The organism is Cypionkella sp. TWP1-2-1b2 (assembly GCF_049896245.1).
Classification (GTDB): domain Bacteria; phylum Pseudomonadota; class Alphaproteobacteria; order Rhodobacterales; family Rhodobacteraceae; genus Cypionkella.
The window spans coordinates 24347-37545 of record NZ_JAFCTX010000008.1; the positions used below are offsets into that span (position 1 = coordinate 24347).

General features: G+C 60.6%; 14 protein-coding genes. 4 read left to right on the plus strand and 10 right to left on the minus strand.

Annotation, left to right across the window (positions count from 1 at the left end; all coding sequences use genetic code 11):
• Window positions 1-59: 59 nt before the first annotated feature.
• The 4 genes from ACP7AP_RS06990 to ACP7AP_RS07005 all read left to right on the plus strand — a co-directional run bounded on the left by ACP7AP_RS06990 (window position 60) and on the right by ACP7AP_RS07005 (window position 4385).
• Window positions 60-362 carry an FtsB family cell division protein gene (locus ACP7AP_RS06990; protein WP_426033487.1) on the plus strand — a complete coding sequence of 101 codons (303 nt, stop codon included), beginning with the start codon at window positions 60-62 and terminating at the stop codon, window positions 360-362.
• 297 nt (window positions 363-659) lie between these two features.
• Entirely contained in the window at window positions 660-1649 is a 990-nt protein-coding gene (gene pdhA, locus ACP7AP_RS06995) for a pyruvate dehydrogenase (acetyl-transferring) E1 component subunit alpha (RefSeq protein ID WP_426033488.1), read from the plus strand.
• An 11-nt stretch (window positions 1650-1660) separates the two neighbouring features.
• Window positions 1661-3043: a pyruvate dehydrogenase complex E1 component subunit beta gene (locus tag ACP7AP_RS07000; protein ID WP_426033489.1), complete on the plus strand. Its 1383-nt coding sequence runs from the start codon at window positions 1661-1663 to the stop codon at window positions 3041-3043.
• Between the two features lie 10 nt (window positions 3044-3053).
• Entirely contained in the window at window positions 3054-4385 is a 1332-nt protein-coding gene (locus tag ACP7AP_RS07005) for a pyruvate dehydrogenase complex dihydrolipoamide acetyltransferase (RefSeq protein ID WP_426033490.1), read from the plus strand.
• A 157-nt stretch (window positions 4386-4542) separates the two neighbouring features.
• Here the strand turns inward: ACP7AP_RS07005 and cysE are convergent, their stop codons facing one another.
• The 10 genes from cysE to ACP7AP_RS07055 form a co-directional block, all read right to left on the minus strand.
• Window positions 4543-5352 carry a serine O-acetyltransferase gene (cysE, locus tag ACP7AP_RS07010; protein WP_426033491.1) on the minus strand — a complete coding sequence of 270 codons (810 nt, stop codon included), beginning with the start codon at window positions 5350-5352 and terminating at the stop codon, window positions 4543-4545.
• 70 nt (window positions 5353-5422) lie between these two features.
• Window positions 5423-5731, minus strand: a complete 309-nt coding sequence (locus ACP7AP_RS07015; RefSeq protein ID WP_426033492.1) for a hypothetical protein — start codon at window positions 5729-5731, stop codon at window positions 5423-5425.
• A gap of 1 nt (window position 5732) precedes the next feature.
• On the minus strand, window positions 5733-9629 hold the full coding sequence (locus ACP7AP_RS07020) for a baseplate multidomain protein megatron (RefSeq protein WP_426033493.1): 3897 nt from the start codon (window positions 9627-9629) through the stop codon (window positions 5733-5735).
• Window positions 9630-9631: 2 nt separating this feature from the next.
• On the minus strand, window positions 9632-10069 hold the full coding sequence (locus tag ACP7AP_RS07025; protein ID WP_426033494.1) for an NlpC/P60 family protein: 438 nt from the start codon (window positions 10067-10069) through the stop codon (window positions 9632-9634).
• Complete coding sequence (locus tag ACP7AP_RS07030) at window positions 10066-10953, minus strand: DUF2163 domain-containing protein (protein WP_426033495.1); 888 nt, start codon at window positions 10951-10953, stop codon at window positions 10066-10068. Before ACP7AP_RS07030 ends, ACP7AP_RS07025 begins: the two co-directional genes overlap by 4 nt.
• Window positions 10950-11582, minus strand: a complete 633-nt coding sequence (locus ACP7AP_RS07035; RefSeq protein ID WP_426033496.1) for a phage distal tail protein, Rcc01695 family — start codon at window positions 11580-11582, stop codon at window positions 10950-10952. The genes ACP7AP_RS07030 and ACP7AP_RS07035 overlap by 4 nt, the downstream gene beginning before the upstream one ends.
• 9 nt (window positions 11583-11591) lie before the next feature.
• Complete coding sequence (locus ACP7AP_RS07040) at window positions 11592-12242, minus strand: phage tail tape measure protein (RefSeq protein ID WP_426033497.1); 651 nt, start codon at window positions 12240-12242, stop codon at window positions 11592-11594.
• A complete protein-coding gene (locus tag ACP7AP_RS07045; protein ID WP_426033498.1) occupies window positions 12199-12453 on the minus strand; it encodes a rcc01693 family protein in 255 nt (84 codons plus the stop codon). Before ACP7AP_RS07045 ends, ACP7AP_RS07040 begins: the two co-directional genes overlap by 44 nt.
• Window positions 12450-12770 carry a gene transfer agent family protein gene (locus ACP7AP_RS07050; protein WP_426033499.1) on the minus strand — a complete coding sequence of 107 codons (321 nt, stop codon included), beginning with the start codon at window positions 12768-12770 and terminating at the stop codon, window positions 12450-12452. Before ACP7AP_RS07050 ends, ACP7AP_RS07045 begins: the two co-directional genes overlap by 4 nt.
• Window positions 12770-13183, minus strand: coding sequence for a phage major tail protein, TP901-1 family (locus tag ACP7AP_RS07055; RefSeq protein WP_426033500.1), 414 nt, complete (start codon window positions 13181-13183; stop codon window positions 12770-12772). Before ACP7AP_RS07055 ends, ACP7AP_RS07050 begins: the two co-directional genes overlap by 1 nt.
• Between the last annotated feature and the right edge of the window lie 16 nt (window positions 13184-13199).

Consider the following 13199-nt stretch of genomic DNA (forward strand, 5'->3'; position numbering starts at 1 on the left):
CTGTGGCAAAGTGATAATACGAACTGCCCCCGATCAGAGGGGTGGACGGTGAGGCGCAGATGATCCAGACCCAATCCCGGCCCGCCTTTGCTGGCATGTTGTTCTTTATGGCCACCTTCACGCTGGGAAGTTATTTTGCCTTCGCCGCGATTCAAGGCGATTACGGCGTGTTCCGCCGGGTGCAGATCAATGCCGAAGCGGTGGAGTTGCGGGCCGAGCGCGATCAGTTGCAGGCGGAACTGGCGCGGATGCAGAACCTGACCAAGCGGCTGTCGGATGATTATCTCGACATTGATCTGCTGGATGAACAACTGCGCGATGTGCTGGGCTATCTGCGCGCCGATGAGGTTGTCATTCGTTAGCGGGCGGCGGGGTGAGCCCCACCCTAAATTGCGTTCTGCGATTCGGATTTTTCTGACAGGCTGGGCTTGTCGATGTGTCGCATGCCTTCGGCTAACCGGAATGCATTGGCATTCCGGTCTGGATATTTGAGCAGAGAGGATGACCTTAAGCGCGGCCCGCTTGCTTGAGCGGCGTGATTTTGCTTGGTTGCCCTGCCCTTTTGCCACGCTGCATTTTCTGTTTTGCGTTATTTCTTCGATGCGATATAGATGGTTTAATACTAAACTATCTTAACAGCGTGACGGGAGGATGCCGAGTTGGCTGCAAAAAAAGCCCCAGAGAAATCAAACGTCTCGAAGGAAGAACTGCTGAAGTTCTACCGCGAGATGCTGCTGATCCGCCGATTCGAGGAAAAGGCCGGGCAGCTTTATGGCATGGGTCTGATTGGGGGGTTTTGTCACCTCTATATCGGGCAAGAAGCCGTGGTTGTCGGGCTTGAGGCCTGCACAAAGGAAGGCGACAAGCGGATCACCAGCTATCGTGACCACGGCCATATGCTGGCTTGCGGCATGGAAGCCAATGGTGTGATGGCCGAGTTGACCGGGCGTTCGGGGGGATACTCGAAGGGCAAGGGCGGCTCGATGCATATGTTCAGCCGCGAGAAGCATTTCTACGGCGGGCATGGCATTGTCGGCGCACAAGTGCCTTTGGGTGCGGGGCTGGCGTTTGCCGACAAGTATAAGGGCAATGACAATGTGACCTTTACTTATTTCGGTGATGGCGCGGCGAACCAAGGCCAGGTCTATGAGACTTATAACATGGCGGAACTCTGGGCGCTTCCGGTGATTTTTGTCATTGAGAACAACCACTACGCGATGGGCACCTCGCAGGCGCGCTCGACCAAATCCGAGACCTTGTTTGGGCGCGGTCTGGCTTACGGCATTCCGGGTGAGCAGGTCGATGGCATGGATGTGCTGGCGGTGAAAGAAGCCGGGGCGAAGGCCGTGGCACATTGCCGGGCCGGTAAGGGCCCGTATATTCTGGAGATGATGACTTATCGCTATCGGGGCCATTCGATGTCGGACCCGGCAAAATATCGCACGCGCGAAGAGGTCGAGAAGATGAAATCCGAAAAGGATGCCATCGAACATGTCCGCGATCTGCTGCTCAGCGCCGGGCTTTCCTCGGATGAGGAGCTGAAGGCGATTGATAAGTCGATCAAGGACGTTGTGAACGCGAGCGCCGAGTTCGCCAAGGCCAGCCCGGAGCCCGCACTCGCTGAGCTTTGGACCGATATTTACGCCTGAGGGGGAACACCATGGCAACCGAAGTATTGATGCCGGCGCTTTCTCCGACGATGGAAGAAGGCACTTTGGCCAAGTGGATGGTCAAGGAAGGCGATGTTGTGAAATCTGGGCAGATCATTGCCGAGATTGAGACGGACAAGGCGACGATGGAGTTTGAGGCGGTGGATGAGGGCATTGTAGGCCGGATTCTGGTGGCTGAGGGGACTTCTGGGGTCAAGGTGAACACCGCGATCATGGTGCTGGTGGAGGCTGGCGAGTCGGCTGATGCAGCGCCTGCCCCGGTGGCGGCGGTTGCTGTAGCGGCTCCGGTCACTGCTGTGGCTGCCCCGGCGGTGGTTGCCGCTGCGGCAGTGGTTGCGGCCTCGGTTGCGGTGGTATCGAAAGCCTCGGCGGATTGGCCAGAGGGCACGCCGATGAAGACAATGACGGTGCGCGAAGCTTTGCGTGAGGCGATGGCGGAAGAAATGCGCGCCAATCCGAACGTAATGCTGATGGGCGAGGAAGTGGGCGAGTATCAGGGCGCTTACAAAATCTCGCAAGGCCTGCTGGCGGAATTTGGCGCGAAACGTGTGGTTGACACGCCGATCACCGAAATGGGCTTTACCGGCATCGCGGTGGGGGCAGCTTGGGGCGGTTTGAACCCGATCGTCGAGTTCATGACGTTTAACTTCGCGCTGCAAGCCATTGATCACATTCTTAATTCTGCGGCGAAGACCAATTATATGTCGGGCGGCCAGCTTGGGTGCCCGATTGTGTTTCGGGGTGCCAATGGCGCGGCTGCACGCGTGGGCGCACAGCATAGCCAGGATTTCGCGGCATGGTATGCGGCTATTCCGGGTCTGCGCGTGGTGATGCCCTATGCGGCGTCCGACGCTAAGGGTTTGTTGAAGCAGGCAATTCGCGATCCGAACCCGGTGATCTTCCTTGAGAATGAGATCATGTATGGGCAGTCTTTCGAGGTGCCCGATCTGCCGGATTTCACCATTCCGTTCGGCAAGGCGCGGATTTGGCGCGAAGGCACGGATGTGACCATTGTGTCGTTCAGCATTGGCATGAAGTATGCGCTGGAAGCCGCTGATTTGCTTGCAAAAGATGGCATTTCGGCTGAGGTGATTGATCTGCGCACCTTGCGTCCGATTGATTACGATACGGTGCTTGCATCGGTGCAGAAAACCAATCGTTGCGTGACGGTGGAAGAAGGCTTCCCAGTGGGGTCAATTGGCGATCATCTGGCCAGCACGATCATGCAGCGGGCGTTTGATTATCTCGACGCGCCTGTTGTGACCTGCACGGGCAAAGATGTGCCGATGCCTTACGCCGCCAACCTTGAAAAGCTGGCACTGGTGACGACCGCTGATGTGGTCGCCGCCGTCAAATCTGTTTGCTACCGTTAAGGAGGCGATGATGGCGATTGAGATTCTGATGCCCGCGCTTTCTCCGACGATGGAGGAAGGCACACTGGCGAAGTGGCTGGTGAAAGAGGGCGATGTGGTGAAATCCGGTCAGATTTTGGCCGAGATTGAAACCGACAAGGCGACGATGGAGTTTGAGGCGGTGGATGAAGGCGTGATTGGCCGGATTCTGGTGGCTGAGGGGACTTCTGGGGTGAAGGTGAACACTGCGATTGCGGTGTTGCTGGAGGATGGCGAAAGCGCGGATGCGGTTGTTGCTCCGGCAGCTTCAACCGCAGCGGCTCCGGCTGTTACGCCAGTTGCTGCTGCGGCTCCGGCTGTTACGCCAGTTGCTGCTGCGGCTCCGGCTGTTGCACCAGTTGCTGCTGCGGCTCCGAAAGCGGCGGGGGCTCGGGTGTTTGCCTCGCCTTTAGCGCGGCGTATTGCGGCGGAGAAGGGGTTGGATCTGGCCTCGGTTCAGGGGTCTGGGCCGCATGGGCGGATCGTACGGGCGGATGTTGAAGCGGCCAAAGTGGGTGCTGCACCTGCGCCCGTTGCGGTTGCGGCTGCACCTGTGGCGGAAGCGAAGGTGGCTGCTGCTCCGGCAATGGCGGCTGGGCCCTCAACCGAAACCGTGCTGAAAACCTATGCGGATCGGCCATTTACCGAAGTAAAGCTGGACGGGATGCGCAAGACGATTGCCGCGCGTCTGACCGAGGCCAAGCAAACCGTGCCGCATTTCTATCTGCGGCGTGATATCGAGTTGGATGCGCTGATGGCGTTCCGGGCCGAGTTGAACGCCAAGCTGGAATCGCGCGGTGTGAAGCTGTCGGTGAATGACTTTGTGATCAAGGCTTGCGCTTTGGCACTGCAACAGGTTCCCACGGCAAATGCGGTTTGGGCAGGCGACCGGGTGTTGCAGTTTAAGAAATCGGATGTCGCGGTGGCTGTGGCGATTGAGGGCGGGCTGTTTACGCCGGTGCTGCGCGATGCGGAAGCCAAGTCTTTGTCGGCCCTGTCGGCTGAGATGAAGGATCTGGCAAAACGCGCGCGGGATCGCAAGCTGGCCCCGGCTGAGTATCAGGGCGGCAGCTTTGCGATTTCGAACCTCGGGATGTTCGGCATTGATAACTTCGATGCGATCATCAACCCGCCACATGCCGCGATTTTGGCGGTGGGCGCGGGCGTGGCCAAGGCCATCGTCAAGAATGGCGCTGTGGTGGTGGGCACGGTGATGTCGGTGACATTGTCGGTGGATCACCGGGTGATTGACGGAGCGTTGGGCGCTTTGTTGGTCAATGCGATCAAGGACAATCTGGAGAACCCGCTGGCGATGCTGGCGTAAGGTCTGGAATAGAGAATGCCCGCCGAGAGTGATCTCGACGGGCTTTTTTTCACACGGTTCGCCTTGTGGCAGCGGGCGGGGTTTCACACCCCGCACCCCGTGGGATATTTATGAACAGATGAAACAATTTTAAATAAGTTTTAGGGGATTTGTGGCGTTAGAGTTCGCCGTTGATCAGCTGATCCATGGTGACCGAGGGCTGCGCGCAGCCTGCTTCGCCGATGACGCGGGCGGGAACACCTGCCACGGTCGTGTTGTGCGGCACATCATGCAGCACCACAGAACCGGCGGCGATGCGAGAGCAATGGCCGACATGGATATTGCCCAGCACCTTGGCCCCTGCCCCGATCATCACGCCATCGCCGATCTTGGGGTGGCGGTCACCGTCTTCTTTGCCAGTGCCACCCAAGGTGACGGAATGCAGCATCGAGACATTGTCGCCGACCACGGCGGTCTCACCAATGACGATGGAATGGGCGTGGTCGATCATGATGCCTTTGCCGATGCGGGCATTGGGGTGGATGTCGACGCCGAAGACTTCCGAGCCGCGCATCTGCACGAAATAGGCCATATCCTTGCGGCCATTCTGCCACAGCCAATGGCCGATGCGGTAGGCTTGGATCGCCTGATAGCCTTTGAAGAACAGGATCGGCTGGATGAAGCGCAGGCAGGCCGGGTCACGGTCAAACACCGCCGTCACATCAGCGCGGGCGGATTGGCCGAGTTCTGGGTCAGAGGAATAGGCCTCATCCGCGATTTCGCGCAGGATTTGCTCGGACATCTCGCCGGACGCCAGTTTCAGCGAGAAACGATAGGCCAGAGCGCGTTCCAGGCTGGGATGGTGCAACAAGCTGGAATGGATCAGGCCACCGAGCAGGGGTTCGGCCCGGACCATGTCGAAGGCTTCCTCGCGCACGCGGCGCCAAACGGGATCCAGAGGGCTGATTTTAGCGCTGGTTTCGGCCATGATATATCTCCTGCTGGCAGGGAGATTAACATATGGCGTTGGTTTGCAACAGGGCCAGGGCGGGAATATTCTAATTCGCCGCAGTGCCGCGCTTCGGGGTGGAACTGCGCTTGCGGCTGGCAAGTTGATTCGCGACCAAAGCGATCGCCGAGAGGAAGCTCTCGGAATGGATGGTGTTGTAGCGCGGGCCGGTCTCGGCCAGAGCCCGAGCCATCAGGCTGCCGTTGCCCCAAGTGGGATGCGCGCGCCCGAAGCGTTTGGCGTAGCGGTGCGCGGCATCGGCTTGATCGAGCAGTCGGGTGATCAGGGCGGCGGGATCGCTGCAGGCTGCGAGCAGACTTGCGGCCTCGAACAGATCGCCGGGAAGGCAGCGGCGCAAGTTAAAGTGCCGCTGTGATGGTTTGGAACGGGCCGTTGCCGTAGCGTTGCGAGATTTGGGCTATGGCGATGGTGACGGTTCCGCTGGCGCTGTCTGCGGTTTGCGTCGCTGGGGTGTAGCTGAAGCCGGGCGCGGAGCTGGTGGTTTCGCGCAGGGTGGTGGGGCCTTGGCTGATTTTGATGCTGTAACGCTCGGTGTCTTCGCCCAAGGGCACTTCCAGCGATTGCCAGGTGTCACCGTCGATGCGGGTGCGGCGTTGCCAAGTGATGTCGAGGTTGCCGCTGGTTTGATTGGTGGCTGACAGGTGTGATACCGCATAGGGCCGCAGGCCTGCGCCGTCAAAGCTTTCGGTCAGCAAGACGGTGGCGGTGCTGTCGTAACCCTTGTCGGCGGGGCCGAAGCGGTAAAAGCGCGGCAATCCGCGGGCTGACAGTGGCAAATTGATTTGTTGGACGGCATCGTTGAGCAGAACGAAGGTGCTGCCGATCGGCCAAGTGGCTGGCATCACGCCGTCGGTGCCCGCTTGGCCGCGCAAGCGCAAAGAAATGTCATAGGTTTTAGGTGCCACGAGGATGGCGCTGGCGAACTGGAATACCTCCCAGTTTTCCGGGCTGCCGTCGCCGATGGCGGCAACATTGGCACCTGAGAGCACGGAAAGCTCGCTGACCGAAGATAGTGCGCCGGATTCGACGCGCACGCGTAGGGTCGCACCGCGATCCCAGAGGCCGGGTTCGGCGGCGCTGAGGATTGTCTCGGTGGTGCCGATGATCGCGGGTTGAGTGAGCGTGGTGTTGAGACTGTAGCTGTCGTCTGAAATCGCGCTCCACACCGCGACATCACCGGGCCAAGGTGAGGCGGCAACGCAGACATGCGGGGCATATTCGATCTCGGTGCCTTTCAAAAGCGGCAGGTCGAGGAACAGCGCAAAGACCGGAACCGTGGCTTGGAATGGCACCCAACCGCGCGATGGCACAGAGATTTCGGCGGGCTCGTAGACGTTGGGATCGACGCGGACGGCTTCGATGGTTTGCAACTCGGACAACTCGGCGCGGTCGATGCGGTACAACTCGCCCGCGATGCTGACGGTGTCGCCGACGCCGACGGCAAGTTGAGATTTCGGCAAGGCAAAGCGGGCGGTGTCGCGCGAGACGCGGGTTTCGGCCATCCAACGTTCGGCGATCGCGGTGGCCTCGGATGCGGTCAGGGTAAGGGGAAGTTCGGATTGTGAAACCACATCGCCCGTGCGGTCGGGGAACGAGGCCGAGACGGTGGAGATGGCGAAATCAGTTTCCGCCTCGTTGAAGGTCAGGCGAATGTGTTCGGGGGTTTCAATGTCAGCACTGCGGGTGCGCTCAATACTGCCGTCGATCTCGGTCGAGATGGCGAGGGTTTCGCGTGCAAGGGTTTGGGCGTTCAGAGCTGTGCGGGACTGGAAGCGCAAGCTACCTTCGCGCTCGATCACGTCGGTTGGGAAGGCGAGGATCAGCGGTTGCAGTGCTGCGCGGGCCGAGGCCACGTCCGAAACCGCGTAGCCGCGCACGATGCCACGGGCTTGGCTTAGGTCAACTTCCTGCATCCCGGTCAGATCGCAAATATCGGCAATCACAGCGGCAAGCGGCTCGTTTGAGGCACGCCCGTTCAGCCAATGGCCCTTGTCGTAGTTTGGCGCATCCGACCACAGGGCTTTGTTGCCGGGAAAGACCGGGAACGGCCGTGCATCCCAAGCCCAAGCCAGAGAATTGGCGAAATCGAGCATTTGTCCGGTGTAAAGGAAGGCTTCGGGGTTGTTCTGCGGATCGGTCCAGTAGCTGTGCATCGCTTGGTAATAGGACAGTTGCAACAGGTCATCGCGCAGACCGTTGGAGTATTTCGGCAGCGCGGATTCCGACGATTTCGGGTCTAGGAACACATTGGGCTGGTTGGTGGCTTTGTCCACACCTGCGCAGCCGTATTCGGTGAAGCGGATGGGTTTTGAGCCCGCAATCCAGGCGGTTGGCGTCGCCGCACGCAGACCCGCAATGCGCTCGTGGTGCGAGCTTGACCACCAGCTGCGCAGATCTTTGTGGCGGTAGACCCAAGGCTCGCCATAAGCGCCATCGGTGATCAGCGTGCGGATTTGGGCGGCCTGATCGGCAGGGGTGGCGTAATACCATTCAAAGCCTTCGCCGCCCGCAATGTTGCTGCGCAGGTATTCGGTGTTGTGAATGTCACCCCAAGCGGCATCGAGATGGGCTTCGCCATCGCGCCAATCCGACAGCGGCATGTAATTGTCGATGCCGATGAAGTCGATGGCGGGGTCTGCCCAAAGCGGGTCGAGGTGGAAGTAGAGGTTATTAGCGGTATGATAGCCGAAATACTCGGACCAATCGGCGGCATAGGTGATCTTGGTGGTGGGGCCGAGGATGGCTTTCACCTCGGCGGCAAGTTGGCGCAGCGCGATGACGGTGGGGAAGCTGTCGCCCGCGCCGCGAATTTGGGTCAGGCTGCGCAACTCGGTGCCGATGCAGAACGCGGCAACCCCGCCTGCCGCTTTGCGCAGGTTGGCATAGTGCAGCACGAAGCGGCGATATGACCATTCACTGGGACCGGAATAGCTGACGGTCTCACCGGTGATGGTGAAATGTGCGGGGGCGATGGTGCCGAAGAACGCTGCCACCTCGGCAGCAGCTGTAGCGGTGCGGTCTGTGGTGCCGGATTGCCCCGGCGCGCGGTTCAGGGTGATGCGCCCCCGCCACGGCAGAACCGACTGCGAGGTCGCGGTGCTCCACGGATCGGGCAGAGTATTGCCTGGCAATTGATCCATCAAAATAAACGGGTAAAAGGTGACAGCCTTGCCCGCCACGTTCAACGCCTTGACGGCCTCGACCACCGATTGATCCGCAGGGGTGCCGCCGTAAACCGTAGCGCCGTCCAGCTTTGGCAGTTCCAGAGCCGCCGCCCGCGTCAGGCCGGAGACCTTCCACGGCATTGGTTGGCCATCATATTGCTTCTGTTCGACCTTCGGTTGCACAAGGCAAGTGCTGCAGCGCAGATCATTGCCAAACCACGCCACCACCAAAGAAACGCCGTTTGCATTGGGAAGTTCCTCGGTTAGCTGCTCAAGCGAGGCGGCAAAATCGGTCTTGCCGGTGGCAGAATTGACATTGGCCGACCGGTTGCTGCCTTTGCCGTAGGTGAAATGCACCGGGGTGGTGGCAAGGGCATATTCGCCGGTTCCGGGGATCAGGCAGACACCCGGGATGATCTTGGACAGGCCCGGATGCGCATCGGCAACAGGGCTTTGCGCGGCACGCACCACTTCGAACGAGAATTGCGGCACGCGGTTGCCGAACTTACCCAGATCGAGGTTCTCGATCACCACATAGGCGGTGCCGCGATAGCTGGGGGCGAGGCCTGCGCCTTCAACCGCCTCAATCTTCGGATCGGGCAGTTGCGCCTCATCGCCTTTGTAGACCCGCAGGTTCAGGCTTTCCGGCGCGATTTCATTGCCATCCGCCCACACCCGCCCGACACGGGTGATCTCGCCTTCGCATAGAGCAACTGCGAGGCTGACCGAATAGCTGAAACTATTGCTGGAGGGTTTCGGGGTGCCCTTGCCGCCGCCCGAACGCACGACATTTTCCTGAAATCGGCTGGCCCAGATCACTTGACCCGACACCCGCACCCTGCCCCAGATACGCGGAACGGCCGCACCCTCGCTTGCCCCCATCACCCGAAAGCGGTCCATCCTGCCGACATCGACGGCCTCGGAGCCCGCGCCCAGCAGTTTCTGGTCGATCACCCGCCCCACCGTGGCCCCAATGGCGCGCCCGATCACGGCACCCGACAGGCCGAGCACGGTGCCGCCAAAACCTGCGCCCAGCGAGGCACCAACGGCAGAGAGAAGGATCGTGGCCATGTTCAGGCTCCTAAAGGAAATTCAAATCGCGCGGCAATCTTGCGCCGCCATGGATCGCTGAGCGCCGTTTCGATGACGCCGTGACCGGTGTAGGCATGGATGAAACTGGCGGTTGGCCCGATATGCGCCGTGATGCCAAGGTGCTTGGCGACAGCATCCGAGCGCATCCGAAACAGCAAAACATCGCCGGGGGCTTCATCTGAGCTGTCTTTCTGGACCAGCCAGCGCCGGGCCGCCGCCATCAGGTCTTCGCGGCCTGAAGGTTCCGACCAGTCCTGCGAATAGGCCGGGATGCTTTCCGGCTCGGCGCAAATAACCTCACGCCACACCCCCCGGATCAAACCCAGACAATCCGCGCCCGCCGCTTTCACGCTGGCCTGATGCAGATAGGGCGTGCCGATCCATGTCCGTGCCGTGCTGACGATCAGCGCAGGGGTCATCGCCCTAGACTCCCGCCGTCATTGGCGCGGCTGCTGACCGGATAAGACGCAAGCCAATCCTCGCCCGGAATATGCGGAAAGCCACGAAAATTGGCGAAGTTGGCGAATTTCGCGCGGCAGGTGGTGGACATCCGGTCACAGCCCACCTCAAGCCGCACCTGATCGCCAATAGCGATTTGCGCACCCAGATCGTGCCACAGATCAACGATGCGTTGCATGCCTGACACCCGATCAAACTTGATCGCCCCCACCAACCCCGCAGCGGCACCCGAAATCACAACAAAGCGCCCGCGTTCAAACCAGTGATCTGCGAAAGCGCCAAGCCCCGTGAAGATCACACGGTTCAGCGCATCAAAGCCCGCAATGCTGGTCGCAGCAAAATTCCCCGGCGCTGCCAGATCAACCTTGCAACGCGCGTCACCCAGCACCGCCGTGCAGGTGCGCTGAAAAATCCGCCCCTGCGGTTGGTTCAAACGGTCGGTCAACCCGCGCAATTCGGCCTTGAACGCCCCACCTGCACGGGAAATCTCGCCCAGATTGCCGCGAAACTGCTCAATCCGTTGGGCAGGATCGGCCCAATTCACCAACCAAGTCCGCACTTCCGCGCCATCAAAACGGCCTGCAATCAGATCGGTTTCCTCAACCGCCGCATCCGACAACGCACCGACGGTTTCCGAGTTATCAACCGACAGCCCCGTGGTCTGCTGCAAAGTGCGCGCGGTCATCCCGGAACTGGCTTTGAACAGATGGCCGTCAAAGCCGAGATCAAGGTCATGGTCGGTGAAACCAAACTGCACACCATCGCGGCGCAGAACCAGCCACGTCCGGCACACCGTCGTGACGCCCTGCCCCAGATGATCGAGCAACGCCTGCCGCGCGGTCATACCCGCACCTCGACAATCGGCACGTTCGGCACGTCGCCCGCGCGGAACGAGGCCACCGAGGCTTTGATCACATCGGCATCAAACCGCACCGGCACGTCAAACTCATAGCCCGCCGTGATCAACGCCCCGATATCAGGCGGGCTGATGAAAGTAACGATCGCGGTCGCCGCATTGACGCTGAACTCCAGTCCCTCTACTTTCGGATCATTGGCAATCGCCACTATCATCGTGCCTGCCACGGGTTTCGCAATCGGGCGCACATAGCTGGCGGTCCCCGAAAGATAGGTCTTATTCAACGCAAACGTCAGCGTTACCCCATCACCAATCCCTATCAACTGATCGGTTTCAGCAATCACCCCATTCGCACCACACGACTTATAATCCGACCAATCTTTCCAGCGAAACGCATGCAACCGCGCGCGGCGCGCCTCAAAAAACGCCAGCAACGTATCCACATCCTCCAGACTGCGCAGCCCAAACCCCGCGTCATAGCGCCGCCGAGAATGCTCCCACGGCGTATTGCGTTCCTCAAAACCATTGGCGAGGGTGACAATCTCGGTCAGCCGCTCTGGCCCGCCTTGCGAGCCAAAGCTGACGCTCGCTGGAAATCTGATGTCGTGAAATGCCATATTCTATCCTCACCGATTGCGTTGGCCGCGCGACAGCATGCGCTGTGCTTGTGCGGCGATCTGGCTCTGGCTGCGCTGAAAGCCCTGCACATCCGGCGTGGTGATGTTCATCACCACCGTCACCGCCCGCCCGCCCGCGCTTTGCACCCCAAGCCGCCCATCCGCGCCGCGCGCCAAAGGCATGATCGCCTCCGGCCCCGCCTCGCCCATCAACCCCTGCCCGCCGCGCATCGCAAACGGCGTGGCTTGGGCAACGACGCCGCCCTTGGCGAACGGCATCACCCGGCCTTGGGCGAAACTACCGCCCTTCTCGAACGGCATCATCCCGCCCAACAGCCCGCTCAGCCCCGAGGCTATCGCCCCGCCCAAAGCGTTCTGCACAGGCTTCATCGCGATACCGTAAACCGTGTCGGCCAAAGATTTCGCCACCGATTTCAAAGCGTCCGACAGCTTGGCCCCATCAAACACCAGCCCGTCAAAGGCGCGGCGCAACCCGCCGCCAATGCCGCTCGACAGCACGTTCACCTCGCGCCCGGTGAACATCATGGTTTCCCGCATCCGCGACAGCTCACCCTCAAACGCGCCGACCATGCCGGTGGTGCCGGAAAGCGTGGCCTCAAGTGCCGCTATCTGGTCCTGCAACTCCTCTACCGTCGCCATCGCCCGCCCCTTTTGTGAAATCTGGATAAGCGGCGGCCAATTCTTCCAGCCGCGCCCGAGTCAGGGGCGGCGTCGCTGCCTCCGCCCCCAGCATGATCCTTAACTCGACGGGCGACAGCGCCCAGAACACCGCAGGCGTCAGCCGCAACTCGCCCATCCCGGCCCGCATCAACCCCGGCCAATCTATCCCGTTAGTCGGGACGATTTTCATGCGTCCCCAGGCAAAGCAAACGCCCGTGCCAGCAGTTCCGCCGCAGCCCGTGCCGCCTCGACCGGGCCACCGCCAATTTCCACCGTGCGCAGATGCTCTGCCGTGCCCTGCCAACCGCCACCGCGCAAGCCAGCCACGATCAGCGCCAGCACGTCACGCGTGGAAACCTTGCCAGACTCAAACCGCTCTACCATCTCAACCAGCGATCCGGCCTGCAAAGCGCCTTCCAACTCGGCCAATGCGCCCAAGGTCAGCTTGGCGACATGCGCCACGCCATCCAGCACAATCGCCACCTCACCTGCAAAAGCGTTCGCCATCACAGCGCCGTAAAGGTCAAAGCCCCGGCCGAGGCGAGCGTCATCTCATAGGTCGCCTCACCATTATGGCTGCCGGCATATTCAATCGCGGTGATCTGGAACGCGCCTTGCACCACGCCAAAGCTGGGGATCACCACTTGAAACAGCGGCATCTCGGCATCAAAGAAAATCTGCCGCGCCCGTGCATCGGTCGTCGCATCGCGGAACACCCCCGAGCCCGAGATTGAAGCCGTCTTCACCCCCGCCCCCGCCAGCAATTCACGCCACCCACCCGCACTTTCAAGGCTGGTCACATCGACGGTTTCCGCATTGAAACTGATCCGCGTCGCCCGCAGCCCCGCCACCGTCACAAAGCTGCCATCGCCCACCATATCGACCTTGATCAGCAGGTCTTTGCCATTCTGCACTGCCATAACCATCTCCTATTGC

Excerpts from the sequence above, each read along its gene's own strand:
- ACP7AP_RS06990 (WP_426033487.1), top strand. The coding sequence starts at position 60 with ATGATCCAGACCCAATCCCGGCCCGCCTTTGCTGGCATGTTGTTCTTT.
- ACP7AP_RS07000 (WP_426033489.1), top strand. The coding sequence starts at position 1,661 with ATGGCAACCGAAGTATTGATGCCGGCGCTTTCTCCGACGATGGAAGAA.
- ACP7AP_RS07005 (WP_426033490.1), top strand. The coding sequence starts at position 3,054 with ATGGCGATTGAGATTCTGATGCCCGCGCTTTCTCCGACGATGGAGGAA.
- cysE (WP_426033491.1), bottom strand. The coding sequence starts at position 5,352 with ATGGCCGAAACCAGCGCTAAAATCAGCCCTCTGGATCCCGTTTGGCGC.
- ACP7AP_RS07020 (WP_426033493.1), bottom strand. The coding sequence starts at position 9,629 with ATGGCCACGATCCTTCTCTCTGCCGTTGGTGCCTCGCTGGGCGCAGGT.
- ACP7AP_RS07025 (WP_426033494.1), bottom strand. The coding sequence starts at position 10,069 with ATGACCCCTGCGCTGATCGTCAGCACGGCACGGACATGGATCGGCACG.
- ACP7AP_RS07030 (WP_426033495.1), bottom strand. The coding sequence starts at position 10,953 with ATGACCGCGCGGCAGGCGTTGCTCGATCATCTGGGGCAGGGCGTCACG.
- ACP7AP_RS07035 (WP_426033496.1), bottom strand. The coding sequence starts at position 11,582 with ATGGCATTTCACGACATCAGATTTCCAGCGAGCGTCAGCTTTGGCTCG.
- ACP7AP_RS07040 (WP_426033497.1), bottom strand. The coding sequence starts at position 12,242 with ATGGCGACGGTAGAGGAGTTGCAGGACCAGATAGCGGCACTTGAGGCC.
- ACP7AP_RS07045 (WP_426033498.1), bottom strand. The coding sequence starts at position 12,453 with ATGAAAATCGTCCCGACTAACGGGATAGATTGGCCGGGGTTGATGCGG.
- ACP7AP_RS07050 (WP_426033499.1), bottom strand. The coding sequence starts at position 12,770 with ATGGCGAACGCTTTTGCAGGTGAGGTGGCGATTGTGCTGGATGGCGTG.
- ACP7AP_RS07055 (WP_426033500.1), bottom strand. The coding sequence starts at position 13,183 with ATGGCAGTGCAGAATGGCAAAGACCTGCTGATCAAGGTCGATATGGTG.